Raw genomic sequence first — 17,770 nt, forward strand, 5'->3', positions numbered from 1 at the left:
TGATSAACMACCAAGCATCGTGGGGGGTTGTTCCGTCGCCTAGCTGCACGCTGGCAGGCACCTTTGAACAGCCGTGAATACTTTTCTACCGAACAGCTTGGGGGAGAGCACGACCCGGAAAACCTAGTACGTATCGGGCCATTCCAGACGGACCACATCTAAAGGCCGTCTCGATAGATCGTTTTCCCGCTCGTGTTGCCCTAGCTGTTTTAACTCGCTTAGCTCACATACTTGATAAGGAGGTCGCTAATGCAGACCCAAACACTCGAACGCATGGAATCCAATGTTCGTACCTATTCACGTTCGTTTCCTGTTGTCTTTACCAAGGCACAGAATGCGCGGCTGACCGATGAGAATGGCCGTGAATACATTGATTTTCTCGCCGGCGCTGGCACGCTGAATTACGGTCACAATAATCCCCACCTTAAACAAGCCATGATTGATTATCTCTCCAGTGATGGAGTGGTTCATGGCTTAGATATGTGGACAAGCGCTAAGCGTGACTACCTGGAAACCCTTGAGAACGTCATTCTGAAACCTCGTGGACTCGATTATAAAGTCCACCTGCCGGGACCAACCGGTACTAACGCAGTGGAAGCGGCCATCCGTCTGGCCCGTGTTGCTAAAGGTCGCCATAACATTGTGACCTTCACCAACGGCTTCCACGGTGTGACCATGGGCGCCCTGGCAACCACCGGTAACCGTAAGTTCCGCGAGGCGACGGGGGGCATCCCCACGCAAGGCGCAAGCTTCCTGCCATTTGATGGCTACATGGGTGAGCATGCCGACACGCTGGACTACTTTGAAAAGCTCTTAAACGATAAGTCAGGCGGCTTAGATATCCCAGCGGGCGTGATTGTTGAAACTGTGCAAGGCGAGGGCGGTATCAACGTCGCAGGCCTGGATTGGCTCAAGCGCCTAGAAAGTATCTGTCATGCGCATGACATCCTTCTCATTGTGGATGATATCCAGGCAGGCTGTGGTCGCACGGGTAAATTCTTCAGTTTCGAACATGCAGGCATTACGCCAGACATTGTCACTAATTCGAAATCGCTCTCAGGCTTCGGTTTACCGTTTGCACATGTGTTGATGCGTCCTGAACTCGATAAGTGGAAGCCTGGCCAGTACAACGGTACGTTCCGTGGCTTTAACTTAGCGATGGTGACGGCGACCGCAGCGATGAAAAAGTATTGGTCTAACGACACCTTTGCGCGTGATGTTCAGCGTAAAGCGAGTATCGTCGAAGAGCGCTTCCAAAAACTGGCCGCTATGCTGACAGAAAATGGCATGCCGGCGACCGAGCGTGGCCGTGGTCTGATGCGCGGTATTGACGTGGTATCTGGCGATATAGCCGATAAGATCACCAGCCATGCGTTTGAGCACGGTCTCATCATCGAAACCAGTGGTCAGGATGGTGAAGTGGTTAAGTGCCTTTGTCCGCTAACTATTCCGGATGAAGATCTGCTGAAAGCCTTAGATATCCTTGAAGCGTCAGTTAAGTCTGTTATTAAGGCATAGTGTAGCGTTACGCTAAATCGTCACACGCCATTACGTCCCTTACAGGAATAGGCAGCCAACAGCTGGCTGCCACGCAACGGAGCACGTTTATGATCGTTCGTAATCTCGAAGAAGCACGTAAAACAGATCGCCTGGTCACTGCTGAAAACGGTAATTGGGACAGCACGCGCCTTGTTCTGGCCAACGATAATGCAGGTTTCTCTTTCCATATCACCCGCATTTTTCCTGGCACTGAGACACACATTCATTACAAAAACCACTATGAAGCGGTATTTTGTTATGAGGGTGAAGGCGAGGTAGAGACCCTGGCCGACGGCAAAATCTGGCCGATCAAGGCCGGCGACATCTACCTGCTGGACCAGCACGATGAGCACCTGCTGCGCGGCAAGGAAAAGGGCATGACCGTAGCTTGTGTCTTTACTCCGCCAATCACTGGTAACGAAGTCCATCGTGAAGACGGCTCCTACGCAGCGGCAGACGACTAAGCACTACTGTATAGTCCGTATGAAAGCAGCCTAGCAAAATGCTAGGCTGCTTTTTTGCTAAGTATTGATCAGCCGACCATCCGGCTGCAGGTACATCCAGTCATCCATGGTGAAACTTAATAGACGCCCAGCTACATCAATATCGAGCGGGTAGCGCATATGGTTTGCCAGGTAATAGGCTTTATTTGCTCAAGCAACTGATCAGCTGCGTTCGCATAATATATATTATGTTAAATCAGCTAAACTAGACGAATGAAAAACCGCAGCCATGTTGGACAAGCGGTCACCCTTCTCCTTATCATTCGTGCTCTTATTGTCCAAGGATATCCCTCGTTATGCGCTCAGGTGTTTTATGGCTAATGGCCGGTTTGTCGATGTCGTTTGCAGGCTGCGCAGTGACACAGCCAGAGTCAAATGAGCCACCGCCGTTAAGCGAGGCGTCTTTTAATACCCGCATCCTTGAGCTTGAGACATCACTGGCCCAGCAGTGCGACGCCTCTACCGCGTTCATTGAGCAGCAGCTCAGCCAGCAGCAGGTACTGACGGCAGATGTTCGTGAGGTGGGCAGCCTGCTGCGCCATTTACGTCAAGAAGTTGCCAGTTTGGAAGCGCGTAGCGAAGATCCCGTCATTATTCGCGAAGAGTGCCGTGTTGAAGAGCCCGAAGATAATAAAACACTGCTTGGCCGCAGCGAATGGGTGGGCCTGCCTAGCATTGGCACCTATTTAAAGGCGCGGGTCGATTCAGGAGCCAATACGTCATCCTTATCTGCTTCCGAAATCACTCGCTTTGAGCGTGATGGTGAAGACTGGGTGCGCTTTAAGCTGGCACTGAATGAAGATGACGTGGTTGTAGAGCAGATTCGCGACGAGTGGATTGAGGCGCCTATTGAACGCCGCGTTAAAATCATCCAAGCATCTGGCGAAGAGTCCCGCCCGGTAATTTCACTGTTGATGACTTTAGGGCCAATTCGTGAAAACGTCGAGTTCACTCTGAACGACCGCTCGCATCTGGATTATCCGGTACTGCTTGGGCGTCGTTTCATGATGGATATAGCAACGATCGACGTTGCTGAAACCTATCTGCATGACCGCCCCGAATTCCCGGGTGGCGAACCCTCTGAAGAAGCGGCTGATGATGAAGCGGCCGATCAAGACGATACTGAAGAGTAATCACACTCCCCTGCCGCTTTACGCTGAAAGGAATCACCATGTCACGGTTGCCATTTTATTTTATCGTTGGATTGCTGCTGCTGGTTGGTATCGTCGCCAGCGTGCATCGCCATTTGCAGTTTGAGATTCCCTGGTTTCCAGGCGAGCAGCGTCAAGTATGGGAGGTTGAAGCGGTTATTAACTTCAACGCTCAAAATGGCCCGGTACAGGTCGATCTAGCGCTGCCATCCCACCAGGCAGGATTCCGTGTATTGACTGAAAACACGGCATCTTCTGGCTATGGGCTGGCTTACCTGGCAGATGAGCTGGGTCGGCGGGCGCAGTGGACCATCCGTGAAGCGGTGGGCAGCCAGCAGCTCTATTACTCCGTTCAGATGCTGGTATCACCTGACTCTCGCGCTCCCATACAAACGCCGCCCGGCATCCCTGCTGTTACTCCCTGGGAAAGCCCCTACGATACGGCCGCTAGCCAGCTAATTGATCGTGCTTGGGATCGTAGCGCCAATAACGCTACGTTTGCCCGCGAGTTAATTCTCGATATTAATGGAGAGCGTCAGGGAGAAAATGCGCGCCTGCTGCTAACCCAAATGCAACCGTCAGCTCTGATTGTGCGCTTGCTGAATCAAGCAGGCGTGCAGGCCAGAGAAGTAAGCGGCTTACTGCTGGAAGATGGTCGTCGCCGTCAAACCCTCAGTAGTTGGATTCAGGTGTTTGACCAAACTGCCGAAGAGTGGACGCTGTTTAACCCAGCGACCGGCGAACAGGGGCAACCCGAGAACTTGCTATTATGGGAAACTGGCGGTCGTGCGGTGCTTGAGGTTCAAGGTGGTACGAATTCCCGTGTTTCCTTCTCAATGCTAACCCACTACCAGCCTGCTTCGGCGGCGGTGCGTAACCACTACTCCGACGACACGCTGCTAAACTTCTCGATTCACAGCCTGCCGCTGGAAGAGCAGGCGCTATTCCAGACGATCCTGTTGATCCCGATCGGTGCGCTAGTGGTTGTATTCCTGCGCGTACTTGTGGGTGTGAAAACGTCAGGGACCTTTATGCCTGTACTGATTGCTCTGGCGTTTATTCAAACCAGCCTACTGACCGGTTTGATTGGTTTCCTGCTCATCGTGGCGGTTGGCTTAATTATCCGTAACTATCTCTCGTACCTCAATTTGCTCTTAGTCGCGAGGGTCTCGGCGGTCATTATTACGGTCATTGCCATCATCTCGATCTTTACCGTGCTGGCGTACCGCATGGGCTTGAGCGCCGGGTTAACGGTGACGTTCTTCCCGATGATCATCTTGGCGTGGACCATTGAGCGGATGTCGATCCTTTGGGAAGAAGAAGGTCCCAAACAGGTATTGGTACAGGGCGGTGGCAGCCTGCTAACAGCGGTGCTGGCATTCCTTGCAATGAATAACCCGTGGGTACGCCACATCACCTTCAACTTCCTGGGTGTGCAGCTCATCTTGATGGCCTTTATTCTGCTATTGGGTAATTACACGGGCTATCGCCTGCTGGAACTTCGTCGTTTCAAACCCATTACCGAAGATGAGAAGCCTTCATGAGCTGGCTAAAAAACTGGACGTGGCCGACCCGCCTTCGGGATAAAGGCATTGTGGGCATGAACCGGCGTAATATTCGTTATATTGGCCGGTACAATGCGCGCCGGTTATATCCTCTAGTGGATGACAAGCTCAAAACAAAGCTACTGGCTCAGCAGTATGGCATTACCACGCCCGAACTCATCGGTACGGTGACGACACAGTTTGGCGTTAAGCATATGAGTGACATGCTTGACGGCCATCAGGGCTTTGTTGTCAAACCGGCCAAAGGGAGTGGTGGTAAGGGTATTCTTGTTATTGAAAAGGTAGAAAATGGCCTTTTCTACAAACCCAGTGGTGCCAGCCTGACGATGGAAGACATTGAGCGACACGTCTCAAACCTTCTCTCGGGCCTTTATTCATTAGGCGGCTCGCCCGATGTAGCGGTCATTGAAACGCTGATTAACTTTGATGAAAGCCTACTTGAGTACACCTACGAGGGTGTTCCTGACATTCGCGTGATTGTCTTTAAAGGCTATCCGGTGATGGCCATGATGCGCCTCTCCACGGCGGCATCCGATGGCAAAGCTAACCTTCACCAAGGGGCTGTCGGGGTTGGCTTGAATATCGCCACTGGAGCAGCGCTACGGGGTGTGCAGTTTGACCGCCCTTGCTATAGCCACCCCGATACGGGGCATGACCTGGCAAGCCTTGTCGTGCCCCAGTGGGAAACTCTCCTTCACCTGGCGGCAGGCTGCTACGAGATGACCGGCCTTGGCTACCTGGGGACCGATATGGTGTTGGACCGTAAACACGGGCCAATGCTACTGGAGCTCAACGCCCGCCCCGGCTTGGCAATTCAAATGACCAACGGTGAGGGACTACGTCGCCGGCTGGACTTGATTGAGCGTCAGCCTGATAACGTGCCGGTGGCTAAGCGCGTAGCGTTCGCCCAGCACCATTTTGCGCGTAAAAGCGAGCTGGTCGATAACCCTGACACACCCTCGGCAACGGCGTAGACTACACGCGAGACGTTCAACGAGTTATCTAATGACTGAAGCGAATACGCTATTGCAGCAAGCAGAATCTCAGTGTCACACGCGCGGCGTTCGGTTTACCCCGATACGCCGCCGGGTACTTGAGCTTATCGCAGAAAACGGTGGCGGCCTCAAAGCATATGATCTGCTGGATCAGCTCTCCACTGAGCATGCTGCTGCCCGCCCGCCTACTGTCTATCGCGCGCTGGAATTTCTGATCGAACAGGGGCTGGTGCATCGCATTGAATCGCAAAATGCCTATGTGGCTTGCGCATGCCCAGAGCACGCCCATGGCTTCCAGCTACTTATCTGCCGCCAGTGCGGCTACGTCGAAGAGCTGCACCTTGATGAAATTAGCGATCAGCTTGCCGCCCTGGCCCAGCGCCAAGCTTCAACGTTGAGCGCCAAACGATTGAGCTTCAGGGCTTATGTCAAGCATGCCGATCCGTGAGTAATGCCTAATGTCCCAATTTGATGAACTCGCCCCTCAACAGCTTTTTAAGGCGTTAGAGTCAGCGACCACAACAACCTCCCTGCCCAAGCTTGCAACGCTACTAGATGCCGTTCGCTTTAATGAAGACGGCCTGATTCCCGCCATTGCCCAGCAACATGATACGGGCGAAGTACTGATGATGGCGTGGATGAACCGAGAAGCCCTGGAAGAGACGCTGACAACGCAGCGAGTTTGCTACTTCTCACGCTCGCGCCAAAAGCTATGGCGCAAAGGTGAGACATCTGGCCAGCAACAGCGCCTTAAAAGCGCAGCGCTAGATTGCGATGGGGATACGCTGCTGGTTCAGGTGGAGCAAACTGGTCCCGCGTGCCATACCGGCCGTCGCAGCTGCTTTTATGTGTCGCTCGGTGCAGACAGCGCCAAGATTACCAGCGAGCCGCTGATTGATCCGGCCACGCTATACGGCAAAAAAGCGCCGTGAAAAATTGGCTGTTCGCCATTAAACAGGTTTTTCTTAAGCTGCTAACAGCAGTGATGGTAGGCTGTATTCGCGTTTACCAATACACCATCAGCCCACTGCTTGGCCCTCGCTGCCGTTTCTGGCCAAGCTGCTCTTCCTATACCATCGAGGCCATCCAGGTGCACGGCCCTTTCAAAGGCGGCTGGATGGCCGTCAAACGCATTGTGAAATGCCACCCAGGCAGCCCAGGCGGCATGGATCCGGTGCCCGGTGGGCGCAGCGAAGCGCTCTGCCGTGAAGATGACGACCGCCCTGCTGAGTGTTGCCGCTCAACCTCCTGCCGCCACTAACGTTTATCCTTGCTTAGCCACCTGATAGATACGCTCTAACATAGCGTGCAGGCCGTTACTGCGCGTGGGTGAAAGGTGCTTATCAAGCCCGAGATCTTTCAAGAAATGCGGCTCGGTCTGATTGATCTCTTCGGCTGTGCGCTCACTGTAGATACGCAGCAACACGGCAATTAGCCCTGATACGATGGCAGCATCCGATGTAGCCTTGAACACCAGTTTGTCGCCTGCCTGTTCATGGCACATCCACACGTTGGATTGGCAGCCTTGGATTTTATATTCTTCCGTGCGACGCTCCTCCGGAAAGTCAGGCAGCTGCTTTCCCATATCAATAATGTACTGATAACGGTCCATCCAGTTATCAAACATCTCAAACTCTTCGACCAGCTCCTGTTGGGCTAGCTCTGCGCCTGAAGTTGCCATGGCGTATCCTTTGCGTTGATGAATCACAGTCGCGGCTATTATAACGTTTCAGCCCCTGCTTTTGGGGGCGTTTTCAAGCGGTGGCGCTGCTGCTCTTGATGCCACTCATCGGCTTCGGTGTGCAAATAACGGCTGGTGGTATCTAGCTTGGCATGGCGAGCGCTTTCCGCTAAGTAACGCAGGCTAACGCCGGATTGGGCTTGATGAGTGATCGCCGTATGCCTCAGCCAGTGAGGCGTTGCTCGGCGAAGCGCATTCACATACGCAGGCTTACCGCCCTCCTCTTCTAGCACATCAGCGGCCTTGGCAAAGGTTTCCTTAATCAATCGGTAAAGCTGGTTATCGCTAATGCCTCGGCGTTTATCCAGCGCACGAATGATTGGCGCTGGCTCGTAGTAGCTTGGCAGTGCCTTTAGCCCTAGCGCTGCCCGCCATGTTTTCAAACTCTCCAGCATGTCATCAGGCACCGGTATACGAGCCTGTTTACTACCCTTGCCTATCACACTCCACCACCAGCGCCCCTCCACCTCATGAAAGTCATCCATTTGGGCGCTGGCCATCTCACTAATACGTGGAGCCAATAAATAGGCAAAGCTAAAGATGAAACGTCGACGCGCATCCTCGTAAATGAGGCGAGCATCATTACTACTCAAAGGCTGGTTTAACCACTGCCAAAACCAGGCCCACAGCGGTTGCTCCAGATAGCGCTCTACGGCCTGCGACTGATTATTCATCCGTCGCGCTTTATCGCGCATCAGCACAAAGGGGTTATGCCCAACCCACCCTGCTTCTACCAGCCAGCTAAATAAGCCCTGAAGAATAATCAAGCTTTGCCGGCGACTAGTGGGCGACAGTCCATTTCTAAATGGCCGCCACTCAGGATGCTCTCTTGGCTTTGAAGGCCCCACCCACGCCGCCCGTGGCTGAGGGTCTTCTAGAAAAGCTTCAAACTGGCGCAGCGCCTCACGGTTCATATCGCGTAAGCCTTTCCCTTGGCTGACCAGCCAAAGCAGCAGTCTCTCCGCTTCTCGGCGGTAGCTTTTTAGCGTTTGCGGGCTGTCACGGTACTCCGCCAGCCATAGCCACACGGCTTGGTAGTCATTTTCCGCCTCGATTCGCGGGTACTGAGTAGACGCGAGGACAGATTGGCTTGTTGGCCAGTGCTCCTCCTCTATCAGGCTTGGCATTTCAGCGCTCTCTTCTTCGTTATTCAATGGGTTAAGTGTGGCGCTACGCCTCATAAAATTCAAGATAATGGGCGTAATCTTGAGTTTATATGCTATAAAATAAATAATATTACGTTTTATGTATTACGTAATTATTGTATTTTTCAGACACAACCACGACAATAGCGCTCTTTGACTGACAAAGGATGACGACCCATGGCACGCAGCGGAATTCAGTACAGTGACGTCCAGCACGCGATTGATACACTGCTGACCCGCGGGGACACACCCAGCGTGCAGCGCATCCGAGAAGTGCTCGGCACCGGTAGTTTTACGACCATCAGTGAGCATTTCCGCTTATGGCGTACCGAGCGTGAGCAGAACCGGGATGTACCGCCCCCCAAAGGCGTGCCTGAAGTAGTCGTTAATGTCGCCAGCGAGCTATGGCGCGAGGCCCAAGACGTCGCTAACCAAGCGCTGGTTCACTACCGTGAAGATGCCAATCGCCAAGTAGAAAGTGCTCAACAGGCAGCTGCCGAGGCTCTACAGCAGGCGGCAAACGCCGAGCAGCGTGAAAGCGCACTGGCTGCTCACTGTCGCCAGACTGAAGAGCGCCTTGAAACGCTTAATCGAGAGCTGGCAGAGAGCCAAGCCAATGAGCGCCACTGGCAGCAACAAGCAGAAAATCTCCGCCAGGAAGCTGCCCAACACCACCATCAGCTAGACCAAACCCAGCAAGCGTTAAAAGAAGCGCAAACGCATTACAGTGAAAAGCTCGAAGAGCAGCAGAAAAGTTGGGAGCAGCGCTTAGCCCAAGAAGAGCAGCGCAACGAGGCATCAGAAGGAAAGTTGATGGCGCTATTGGATACGTTACGACAAGAACGCGCCCAGGAAGAGAGAGCGCTGCAGAAGCGCCTACAGCAGTGGGAGCAACGAGCAGATGCGCTGAGCCATGAGCTGAAGCAAAAAAAATGACGCTCTTCAGGGTTATCAGCAAGAGTGTAGCTTGCTCAAGCAGCGCATCACCGAGCTTGAGCGCCAAAACGGTGAGCTGCATACCCATCGCAGCACGCTCGAAGAGTCGCTAGAGAAAGCGCACAAAGCACTGGAAACTCAGCAGCAGCAAACGCGAGACAGTGAGCACTGGCAAGAGCAGCTATGGCAGCGCATGGCTTCCTTGCAAGCGCAGCTGGCAGACCTGCCCAGCACGCTCGCAAGTAGCAGTGACGACACACCAGAGACAAAAAAGCCATCCCGATAACGGGATGGCCAATAGCGGTTAGGGCATTAAAAGATTAGGAGTAGCTGTCCAGTCGGTTAAGACTTGCTGGGCTCACCGCTCTGCTCATCGGGTAACTCCCAAGTGCCCTTTTCGGTCCATGGATCGTTTTCCGGAAACTCTTCGATATTGATTTCTGGCTCATCGTAGTCGGGCTGGAAGCGCAAATCGTAGTGCGCCGCCCTAACCATAGAAACCATCAGCAACATGGAAATCAACAGCAGCGGCACACCGCTCACAATGCTAGCGGTCTGTAGTGTTTGCAGCCCTCCTAAGAACAGCAGAGACATTGGCAGCAGGGACAGCGTGAAGGCCCAAAACAGGCGGTGCCACCGCGCTGGCTCTTTATCGAGCTTCTTTTCTGCGGCAGAAGAGAGAATGTAGGCAATCGAATCAAAGGTAGTGGCAGTGAAAATAGACAGCAGAATCACCACTGCTAACGTCACCAGCCAAGAGAGCGGCAGTTGGCTCAGCACCGCATAAAAGGCCGCATTAGCTGACTGATCGTTCATCACCTGGATAACGTCCAGCGTGCCTGAAAGCTGTAGGTAAAGGCCATAGTTGCCCAGGATGATGAAAAACAGCGCGCAGCCCAGTGAGCCAAAGAAAATTGATCCGGCCACCATGGTTTTGATGCGGCGCCCTTTCGAAATGCGCGCAATAAACAGACCCACGGTTGGCGCAAATACCAACCACCAAGCCCAATAAAAAAATCGTCCAGGATTGATGGAAACCGGTGTCTTCGAAGCCATTCAGATCACCGAAAGGCTCTGTCCACGTCGCCATTTGAACCAGGTTGCTGAGCATTAAGCCGATGGAGTTTAGGCCAGCATCCAAAATAAAGACGGTAGGCCCCATCACCAAGACAAACAGCAGCACGGCTAAACCAAGCCACATATTGATGTCAGACAGCATCTCGATGCCGCCCTTCAAACCGCGCCATGCACTTACCGCAAAGATCGCCGTGGTGCCTACCAGTACCGCAATTTGGCTGGTGGCATTAGGGGTGAAGGAGAACAGACCACCCAGCCCTTCATTGATCAGCGGTACCAGAATACCTAGCGACGTTGCGCCGCCGCCCAGCATGCCAAAAACAAATAGAATATCAATAATGTTGCCCAGCCAGCTTCTAGCCAGTTTCTCTCCTAGCACGGGGCGAATGGCTTCACTGATGCGTAGCACTTTATGTTTACGCACGTGCAGGAAGTAAGCCATGGGCAGTGCGGGTACAAGGTAGATCGACCAAGCAATAGGGCCCCAGTGGAACATACCGTAAGTCGCTGCCCATGCGGTTGCCTCTTCAGAGAAAGGCTCAATATGAAAGGGAGGATTCTGCAGGTAGTACATCCACTCGACCATACCCCAGAACACAACCGCCCCGCCGATGCCTGCTGCGAACAACATCGCGCCCCAGGAGAGCAGCGAAAACTCCGGCTCGGCGTCTACATCGCCCAGTTTGATTTGTCCTATATCGCTAAACACGATGTAGAACATAAAGCCCAGCGAAGCGACGCCCATGGCGAGATAGAGCACGCCAAAGTTAGTGGTCACGAAGCTTTGCGCTGCCATCACCCAGACGCGCCCCATCTCTGGAAACAGTATGAGCGGAAGCGTCACTGCAAGTAGCAGGCCCAAAGACCCAAAAAAGATAGGTTTATGGATATTAGAAAACACAGATGAGCGTTTAATGGCCGTCTCTCCATGGCACTTTGTTGGGAATTCTCTCGCCATAACGGCTTAGAGAATAGCTTTACAATAGTGTTACATGGAATAAACGTTGACTGCCAGAAGCGGCTTCTATCGTCGATCGTTTTTGCATATAAAAGCGCAACACAAAAAAGCCCAGCAGAGTTATCTGCAGGGCTTTTGCGACGCTAGCTTAAAGTATCTGAATGATGCTTTAGCGGTAATAAGCGTTTGTCGTGTCGGTATGGTCAGTCACGTCACGGATGCCTGCCAGTTCGGGGATGCGATCCATTAGCGTCTTCTCTACGCCATCTTTAAGCGTGAGATCCACCGCTGCGCACCCCTGACAACCGCCGCCGAACGCTAGAATCGCCACGCGGTCTTCTGTCAGCTCGACGAGCTTAATCTCGCCACCGTGAGCCGCCAATCCAGGATTGATTTCACTGTAGAGCGTATAGTTGATACGGTCTTCCAGCGGGCTGTCGGCATTCACCTTGGGCATTTTAGCGTTGGGTGCTTTAATCGTCAGCTGTCCACCCATACGGTCGGCATTAAAGTCGACAACCGCTTCCTCTAAAAACGCCAAGCTGTTTTTGTCGAGAAATACACCAATTTTCTCAAGCTCAAGCTTAACGTCGGTGGGCTCTTCTTCTCCAGGACGGCAATAGGCTAAGCAGGTTTCTGCATAGGGCGTGCCGGGCTGAGTGATGAAGATGCGTACAGCGATGCCTTCAACGTTCTGCTTTTCCAGCAGTTCCGCTAAGTAGTCTTGCGCACTGTCGGTAATGTTAATGCCGGGCGCTTCGATAGTCGTGGTCATAAGGGATGTTATCCTCCCGTGGTAGTGGCAAGGCCACATCACATGTCATTTGTCCCTATGGTAAGCAAAACCGCGTGCCGACACAATCCCGAGTGTTTTAGTCGGCTATTGCTCTCGCCTATGAGTGCGGCTAATAAGGATGCTGCAATAACTTCACGCCCACGCTTGCTGCCCTATGGTGTGCCCTTTGGTATGATAGCCGCCGCTCAACTAATGACGACGACGATAAAAATATCCTTTCTGACTGAGACGCTGGAGATTTCCCCCTGCCATGGCTGCTAGTGATTTGACTGCTTCCCTCACCCAACGCCTTGCCCAACGCATCCTGATTCTGGATGGCGGCATGGGCACCATGCTACAGAATGCTCAGCTCAGCGAGGATGATTTCCGCGGTGAACGCTTCCGCGATTGGCCGTCGGATTTAAAAGGTAACAATGACCTACTAGCGCTGACCTGCCCGGATGTCGTCGCTCGTATTCACCGCGATTATCTGGAAGCTGGCGCGGATATCCTGGAAACCAACACGTTTAACAGCACCCGGTTATCCCAGGCCGATTACGGCATGGAAGACCTGGTGCCCGAGCTTAACCGCGAATCGGCACGCTTGGCACGCGAAGTGTGCGATGCGGTTGCCGCCGAGACCGATATTCCACGTTACGTGGCCGGGGTGCTAGGCCCAACGTCACGCACGGCATCACTCTCTCCAGACGTTAACGACCCCGCAAAACGTAACGTGACGTTTGATGCGCTGCGCGAAAACTACTACGAAGCCGCTAATGCGCTGATCGAAGGTGGTGCCGATCTCATCATGATCGAAACTATCTTTGACACACTCAATGCTAAAGCCGCGATTTATGCGCTTGAAGAGCTGTTTGAGGATCTTGGCCGCCGCCTGCCAGTGATGATCTCCGGCACGATTACCGATGCCTCCGGGCGCACGCTTTCCGGGCAAACCACAGAAGCCTTCTGGAACTCCGTGCGTCATGCCAACCCGCTCTCCGTGGGTTTGAACTGTGCGTTGGGTGCTGAAGAACTCCGCCCCTATTTAGAAGAGCTCTCCACCAAAGCCGATACGTTTGTGTCTGCTCATCCCAATGCGGGCTTGCCCAATGAGTTTGGTGAGTACGACCAAACGCCTGAAGAGATGGCCGCCATCGTCAGCGAGTTTGCCCAGAGTGGTTTAGTCAACATTATTGGTGGCTGCTGCGGGTCAACGCCTGAACATATCCGTGCCATTGCCGATGCCGTGCGCTCTATGGCGCCCCGCAAAATACCCGAGCGCAGCAAAGCGTGCCGCCTGTCGGGTCTTGAGCCGTTTAATATCGAAGCCGACTCCCTGTTTGTTAACGTTGGTGAACGTACCAACGTGACCGGGTCGGCACGTTTTAAGCGCTTGATCGTTGAAGAAGATTTCACCACGGCGCTGGAAGTGGCCCTAGAGCAGGTTGAGAACGGCGCGCAAATTATCGACATCAACATGGATGAGGGCATGTTGGAGTCGAAGGAAGCCATGGTACGCTTCCTGAACTTGATTGCGGGCGAGCCGGACATTGCCCGAGTGCCGATCATGATCGACTCCTCGAAGTGGGACATCATTGAAGCAGGATTAAAGTGTGTTCAGGGCAAGGCCGTTGTTAACTCTATCTCTCTGAAAGAGGGTGAAGCCGCCTTCCGCGAGCAGGCCACGAAATGTCGCCGCTTCGGTGCCGCCATTGTTGTTATGGCCTTTGACGAAGAGGGCCAGGCCGATACCTTTGCCCGCAAAACTGAAATCTGCGAGCGCGCTTACCGGCTGTTAGTGGACGAAATTGGCTTCCCGCCGGAAGACATCATCTTCGACCCGAATATTTTCGCCATCGCCACGGGTATCGAAGAGCACAACAACTACGCCGTCGATTTTATCGAAGCCACCCAGTGGATTCGTGAGCACCTGCCCCACGCTATGGTCTCTGGCGGCGTGTCCAACGTGTCTTTCTCGTTTCGAGGCAACAACCCCGTGCGGGAGGCGATTCACTCGGTCTTTCTCTACCACGCCATTCGTGCCGGACTCACCATGGGTATCGTCAATGCGGGCCAGCTCGCGGTCTACGACGACCTGCCCGCCGAGCTGCGTGAAGCCGTCGAAGACGTCGTGCTCAACCGCCGCAGCGATGGCACCGAACGCCTTCTCGATATTGCCGACAAGTATAAAGGCGATGGCAGCGGTGCTGCCAAGAAGGAGGATCTGGAGTGGCGCAACTGGCCGGTTAACAAGCGGATTGAGCACGCACTGGTCAAAGGCATCACCGCCTACATCGAAGAGGATACGGAAGAAGCACGTGCCCAGGCAGCCCGCCCCATCGAGGTGATCGAAGGCCCGCTGATGGACGGCATGAACGTGGTGGGCGACCTGTTTGGCGCTGGCAAAATGTTTCTGCCCCAGGTGGTCAAGTCGGCTCGCGTTATGAAACAGGCCGTGGCCTACCTGATTCCCTATATCGAAGCGGAAAAGAGCGAAGACACCCAGGCCAAAGGCAAAATTGTCATGGCTACCGTCAAGGGTGATGTACACGACATCGGTAAAAATATCGTCGGTGTCGTGCTGCAGTGTAATAACTACGAAGTGATTGACCTTGGCGTGATGGTGCCCACCGAAAAAATCCTCCAGGCAGCCATTGAACACAAAGCCGATATCATCGGCCTTTCCGGGCTGATCACCCCGTCGCTGGATGAGATGGTGCACGTGGCCAAAGAGATGCAGCGCCGCGGTATGAACCTGCCGCTGCTGATTGGCGGTGCCACCACCTCAAAAGCGCACACGGCAGTTAAAATCGAACCGCAGTACGAGCACCCCGTTATTTACGTGACGGATGCTTCCCGTGCGGTAGGCGTGGCCGGTAAGTTGCTGGCCCCCAATTTGAAATCTGCTTACGTGGCCGAGATTCGCGAAGAGTACGAAAAAGTACGCGAGCGTAACGCCAAGCGCCGCCCGAAAGCCGCCGACCTGGATTACACCCAGGCACGTAAACGGCGCTTTCGCACCGACTGGAATAGCCACACGCCGACGAAGCCGAACACACTTGGCCTGATGACGTTTGACGATTATGACCTTGAAGAGCTGGTAGAACGCATTGACTGGACGCCTTTCTTTATGAGCTGGCAGCTCACCGGGAAGTATCCAAAAATCCTCAATGACGAAGTAGTAGGTGAAGCCGCACAGAACCTATTTGCCGACGCCCAAGTGATGCTACGCAAACTGATTGACGAAAAGCGCGTGCAAGCGCGCGGCGTGATTGGTTTATGGCCCGCTAACAGCGTGGATGACGATGTCATCGAAGTTTACGCTGACGAAAGCCGCACCGAGGTAGTCGAGCGCTTACACCATATTCGCCAGCAAACCACTAAAGGTCGAGATGGCATCTGCTACAGCCTAGCCGACTTTATTGCTCCTAAAGAGAGCGGTAAAGCGGACTGGATTGGCGGCTTCGCGGTCACCACTGGCCACGGTGTCGATGAGCTATCCAAAGCCTATGAAGCGGCCGGCGATGACTACAACGCCATTATGGTGCAGGCGCTTACCGACCGCTTGGCAGAAGCCTTTGCCGAGCGGATGCACGAGCGGGTGCGTAAAGAGTTCTGGGGCTATGCGCCCGAAGAAACGCTGGATAACGACGCGCTGATTGCGGAGAAGTACCAAGGCATTCGGCCAGCGCCTGGCTACCCGGCCTGCCCTGACCATACCGAAAAGGCAACGCTATTCCGCCTGCTTAACGCTTCGGAAAATACAGGTCTTACGCTGACTGAAAACTTCGCCATGTGGCCGGCAGCGGCCGTGTCGGGCTGGTACTTTTCGCATCCGCAATCCAAGTACTTCTCTACCGGCAAAATCACCCGCGACCAAGTTGAAGTGCTTGCCGAGCGTAAGCAGATGCCGCTGGAAGAGATGGAACGCTGGCTGTCGCCGGTACTCTCTTACGACCCCAGCTAAACCGTTCTAACGAATGTCGCCAGTGGTTCATCGCCAGGGAAAGGTCATGCGTTTGGCCTTCCCTATTATGTTGGGCATGCTCTCCCAGAGCGTGCTCAACCTGATTGATGCTGCGCTGATCGGCCATCTAGGCCAAGAGGCTCTGGCGGGCGTAGGCATCGGCGGTTATGCCATGTTTATGATGACGGCACTGGTCTTTGGGCTCTCCTCCAGCGTGCAGTCGCAAACCGCCCATGCTTCAGGTGTTGAAAAAGCTTGCACTGACCAGCCATTCACTACCCAGCCGCTTCGAGCTGGATTAATGATTAGCTTAGCCATTGGCCTGCCGCTCTCATGCCTTGCTTGGTGGCAAGCACCAGCCCTCATCCAACTGATCGCGCCCTCGAAGGAGGTAACGCAGATTGCCCTTGAGTACTTCCGCTGGCGCGTTGTAGCGCTCACGGTGATTGCGCTGACTCTTTGCCTGCGCGGCTACTGGAATGGATTGCAGCAGACGCACCTTTATCTGCGTATTATCGTGTTCGTGCATGTTGTGAACGTCGCCCTCAGCGCGGCGCTGATTTACGGTGTTGGATGGTTACCAGCATTAGGCGTGAACGGCGCCGCTATCGGCACCACTCTGTCGCTTCTGCTCGGGTTATTCATCTGGGCTGTCATTACGTGGCGACAATGCCCTCCGCTAACTCGCCTCTTGCCTCCATGGCATGGCGTGAAGGTTGCTCTGAAGCTCGCGCTTCCCCACTCGCTACAGCAGCTATGGTTTGCCGCAGGCTACGTGGTGCTGTTTTGGCTGCTGGGCCAGTTAGGTACATCCAGCGTGGCCGTGGGCCATGTGCTGGTGAATTTATCTCTCTTACTGATTTTGCCGGGAGTCGGCGTTGGCGTGGCCGCCATGAGCCTTGTAGGCGAGGCCCTAGGCCGCGACGATCAACAGGCCGCCCACCGCTGGGGCATTGACGCGTTAAGTGTTGCCGGTATGCTGCTGACTGTTTTAGCGTTACCCATGCTTGTTATGCCCGAGCCCATTTTAAGCATCTTCTTTACCGATGAGTCGCTGGTGCAGTTGGGGAGACTGCCGCTGCAAATCACCGGCTTGATGATTGTGCTTGATGCTGCCGCGCTGGTGCTGGCGCAGGCATTGATGGGCGCAGGTGCGCAGCGTACCGTCATGCTGCTGACGCTGGGCATGCAGTGGCTACTCTTTTTGCCGCTGGCCTGGTGGGTGGGCATTTGGCTTGGCTATGGCCTTGTCGGTGTATGGTTGTCGCAGCTCTTTTACCGGCTTCTCAACTCCAGCAGCTTTTTGTGGGTATGGCAGCGACGCCGCTGGCTAGCCCACGGCTTTAAGATTGATGCTTCTAAATAGCATTTAACGATAAAAAGATAATTATATATTCTTTTGTAGAATATGACGCCCG

The 17,770-nt window shown here is 53.9% G+C and carries 16 protein-coding genes and 3 pseudogenes; 13 read left to right on the forward strand and 6 right to left on the reverse strand.

Annotation, left to right across the window (positions count from 1 at the left end):
* From A3220_RS17810 to A3220_RS06000, 3 genes and pseudogenes are all read left to right on the forward strand, one after another.
* Window positions 1-162: pseudogene (locus A3220_RS17810) on the forward strand (diaminobutyrate acetyltransferase); the annotation flags it as partial.
* Between the two features lie 87 nt (window positions 163-249).
* Window positions 250-1,518 carry a diaminobutyrate--2-oxoglutarate transaminase gene (ectB, locus tag A3220_RS05995; protein ID WP_062373764.1) on the forward strand — a complete coding sequence of 423 codons (1,269 nt, stop codon included), beginning with the start codon at window positions 250-252 and terminating at the stop codon, window positions 1,516-1,518.
* Between the two features lie 89 nt (window positions 1,519-1,607).
* Window positions 1,608-2,003, forward strand: a complete 396-nt coding sequence (locus tag A3220_RS06000) for an ectoine synthase (protein ID WP_044629107.1) — start codon at window positions 1,608-1,610, stop codon at window positions 2,001-2,003.
* Between the two features lie 57 nt (window positions 2,004-2,060).
* Here the strand turns inward: A3220_RS06000 and A3220_RS17210 are convergent, their stop codons facing one another.
* On the reverse strand, window positions 2,061-2,162 hold the full coding sequence (locus A3220_RS17210) for a DUF3833 family protein (RefSeq protein ID WP_228219121.1): 102 nt from the start codon (window positions 2,160-2,162) through the stop codon (window positions 2,061-2,063).
* A gap of 176 nt (window positions 2,163-2,338) precedes the next feature.
* On the opposite strand from A3220_RS17210, the gene A3220_RS06005 reads away from it, so the two are divergent.
* From A3220_RS06005 to yidD, 6 genes and pseudogenes are all read left to right on the forward strand, one after another.
* Complete coding sequence (locus tag A3220_RS06005) at window positions 2,339-3,175, forward strand: ATP-dependent zinc protease (RefSeq protein WP_044629108.1); 837 nt, start codon at window positions 2,339-2,341, stop codon at window positions 3,173-3,175.
* A 38-nt stretch (window positions 3,176-3,213) separates the two neighbouring features.
* On the forward strand, window positions 3,214-4,737 hold the full coding sequence (locus tag A3220_RS06010) for an inactive transglutaminase family protein (protein ID WP_058577944.1): 1,524 nt from the start codon (window positions 3,214-3,216) through the stop codon (window positions 4,735-4,737).
* Window positions 4,734-5,732: an alpha-L-glutamate ligase-like protein gene (locus A3220_RS06015; RefSeq protein WP_058577943.1), complete on the forward strand. Its 999-nt coding sequence runs from the start codon at window positions 4,734-4,736 to the stop codon at window positions 5,730-5,732. The genes A3220_RS06010 and A3220_RS06015 overlap by 4 nt, the downstream gene beginning before the upstream one ends.
* Before the next feature lie 31 nt (window positions 5,733-5,763).
* Window positions 5,764-6,212: pseudogene (locus tag A3220_RS06020) on the forward strand (transcriptional repressor).
* On the forward strand, window positions 6,212-6,685 hold the full coding sequence (gene hisI, locus A3220_RS06025; RefSeq protein WP_054645021.1) for a phosphoribosyl-AMP cyclohydrolase: 474 nt from the start codon (window positions 6,212-6,214) through the stop codon (window positions 6,683-6,685). The pseudogene A3220_RS06020 and the gene hisI overlap by 1 nt, the downstream one beginning before the upstream one ends.
* A gap of 53 nt (window positions 6,686-6,738) precedes the next feature.
* On the forward strand, window positions 6,739-7,014 hold the full coding sequence (yidD, locus tag A3220_RS06030) for a membrane protein insertion efficiency factor YidD (RefSeq protein WP_062373917.1): 276 nt from the start codon (window positions 6,739-6,741) through the stop codon (window positions 7,012-7,014).
* A 3-nt stretch (window positions 7,015-7,017) separates the two neighbouring features.
* Here yidD and A3220_RS06035 read toward each other — a convergent pair whose 3' ends face one another.
* Entirely contained in the window at window positions 7,018-7,434 is a 417-nt protein-coding gene (locus A3220_RS06035) for a SufE family protein (RefSeq protein ID WP_044629113.1), read from the reverse strand.
* A 38-nt stretch (window positions 7,435-7,472) separates the two neighbouring features.
* Window positions 7,473-8,675 (reverse strand): site-specific integrase, encoded by a 1,203-nt coding sequence (locus A3220_RS06040; RefSeq protein WP_252860420.1) that lies wholly within the window; start codon window positions 8,673-8,675, stop codon window positions 7,473-7,475.
* A 141-nt stretch (window positions 8,676-8,816) separates the two neighbouring features.
* Here A3220_RS06040 and A3220_RS06045 point away from each other — a divergent pair, with 141 nt between their 5' ends.
* Together A3220_RS06045 and A3220_RS17815 are read left to right on the forward strand one after the other, a co-directional pair.
* Entirely contained in the window at window positions 8,817-9,575 is a 759-nt protein-coding gene (locus A3220_RS06045; RefSeq protein WP_252860421.1) for a DNA-binding protein, read from the forward strand.
* Between the two features lie 31 nt (window positions 9,576-9,606).
* Complete coding sequence (locus tag A3220_RS17815) at window positions 9,607-9,861, forward strand: hypothetical protein (protein WP_252860422.1); 255 nt, start codon at window positions 9,607-9,609, stop codon at window positions 9,859-9,861.
* 56 nt (window positions 9,862-9,917) lie between these two features.
* Here A3220_RS17815 and A3220_RS17820 read toward each other — a convergent pair whose 3' ends face one another.
* The 3 genes and pseudogenes from A3220_RS17820 to nfuA all read right to left on the reverse strand — a co-directional run bounded on the left by A3220_RS17820 (window position 9,918) and on the right by nfuA (window position 12,385).
* On the reverse strand, window positions 9,918-10,631 hold the full coding sequence (locus A3220_RS17820; protein ID WP_252860423.1) for a BCCT family transporter: 714 nt from the start codon (window positions 10,629-10,631) through the stop codon (window positions 9,918-9,920).
* A gap of 1 nt (window position 10,632) precedes the next feature.
* A pseudogene (locus tag A3220_RS17825) lies at window positions 10,633-11,610 on the reverse strand (BCCT family transporter); the annotation flags it as partial.
* Between the two features lie 169 nt (window positions 11,611-11,779).
* Window positions 11,780-12,385 (reverse strand): Fe-S biogenesis protein NfuA, encoded by a 606-nt coding sequence (nfuA, locus tag A3220_RS06055; RefSeq protein WP_054645091.1) that lies wholly within the window; start codon window positions 12,383-12,385, stop codon window positions 11,780-11,782.
* 271 nt (window positions 12,386-12,656) lie between these two features.
* On the opposite strand from nfuA, the gene metH reads away from it, so the two are divergent.
* Together metH and A3220_RS06065 are read left to right on the forward strand one after the other, a co-directional pair.
* Window positions 12,657-16,352, forward strand: a complete 3,696-nt coding sequence (metH, locus tag A3220_RS06060; RefSeq protein ID WP_062373768.1) for a methionine synthase — start codon at window positions 12,657-12,659, stop codon at window positions 16,350-16,352.
* A 46-nt stretch (window positions 16,353-16,398) separates the two neighbouring features.
* Window positions 16,399-17,718 (forward strand): MATE family efflux transporter, encoded by a 1,320-nt coding sequence (locus tag A3220_RS06065; RefSeq protein WP_244154867.1) that lies wholly within the window; start codon window positions 16,399-16,401, stop codon window positions 17,716-17,718.
* The last annotated feature ends 52 nt before the right edge of the window (window positions 17,719-17,770 follow it).

The sequence above is a fragment of the Halomonas sp. KX33721 genome (assembly GCF_001596805.1).
GTDB classification, from domain to species: Bacteria; Pseudomonadota; Gammaproteobacteria; order Pseudomonadales; family Halomonadaceae; genus Vreelandella; species Vreelandella aquamarina.

Coding starts and splice junctions, on each gene's coding strand:
- A3220_RS17820 (WP_252860423.1), bottom strand. CDS start 10,631: ATGGCTTCGAAGACACCGGTTTCCATCAATCCTGGACGATTTTTTTAT.
- metH (WP_062373768.1), top strand. CDS start 12,657: ATGGCTGCTAGTGATTTGACTGCTTCCCTCACCCAACGCCTTGCCCAA.
- A3220_RS06035 (WP_044629113.1), bottom strand. CDS start 7,434: ATGGCAACTTCAGGCGCAGAGCTAGCCCAACAGGAGCTGGTCGAAGAG.
- A3220_RS06065 (WP_244154867.1), top strand. CDS start 16,399: ATGCGTTTGGCCTTCCCTATTATGTTGGGCATGCTCTCCCAGAGCGTG.
- A3220_RS06010 (WP_058577944.1), top strand. CDS start 3,214: ATGTCACGGTTGCCATTTTATTTTATCGTTGGATTGCTGCTGCTGGTT.
- hisI (WP_054645021.1), top strand. CDS start 6,212: ATGTCCCAATTTGATGAACTCGCCCCTCAACAGCTTTTTAAGGCGTTA.
- A3220_RS17210 (WP_228219121.1), bottom strand. CDS start 2,162: ATGCGCTACCCGCTCGATATTGATGTAGCTGGGCGTCTATTAAGTTTC.
- A3220_RS06015 (WP_058577943.1), top strand. CDS start 4,734: ATGAGCTGGCTAAAAAACTGGACGTGGCCGACCCGCCTTCGGGATAAA.
- A3220_RS06005 (WP_044629108.1), top strand. CDS start 2,339: ATGCGCTCAGGTGTTTTATGGCTAATGGCCGGTTTGTCGATGTCGTTT.
- A3220_RS06000 (WP_044629107.1), top strand. CDS start 1,608: ATGATCGTTCGTAATCTCGAAGAAGCACGTAAAACAGATCGCCTGGTC.
- ectB (WP_062373764.1), top strand. CDS start 250: ATGCAGACCCAAACACTCGAACGCATGGAATCCAATGTTCGTACCTAT.
- yidD (WP_062373917.1), top strand. CDS start 6,739: ATGGTAGGCTGTATTCGCGTTTACCAATACACCATCAGCCCACTGCTT.
- A3220_RS06045 (WP_252860421.1), top strand. CDS start 8,817: ATGGCACGCAGCGGAATTCAGTACAGTGACGTCCAGCACGCGATTGAT.
- nfuA (WP_054645091.1), bottom strand. CDS start 12,385: ATGACCACGACTATCGAAGCGCCCGGCATTAACATTACCGACAGTGCG.
- A3220_RS06040 (WP_252860420.1), bottom strand. CDS start 8,675: ATGAGGCGTAGCGCCACACTTAACCCATTGAATAACGAAGAAGAGAGC.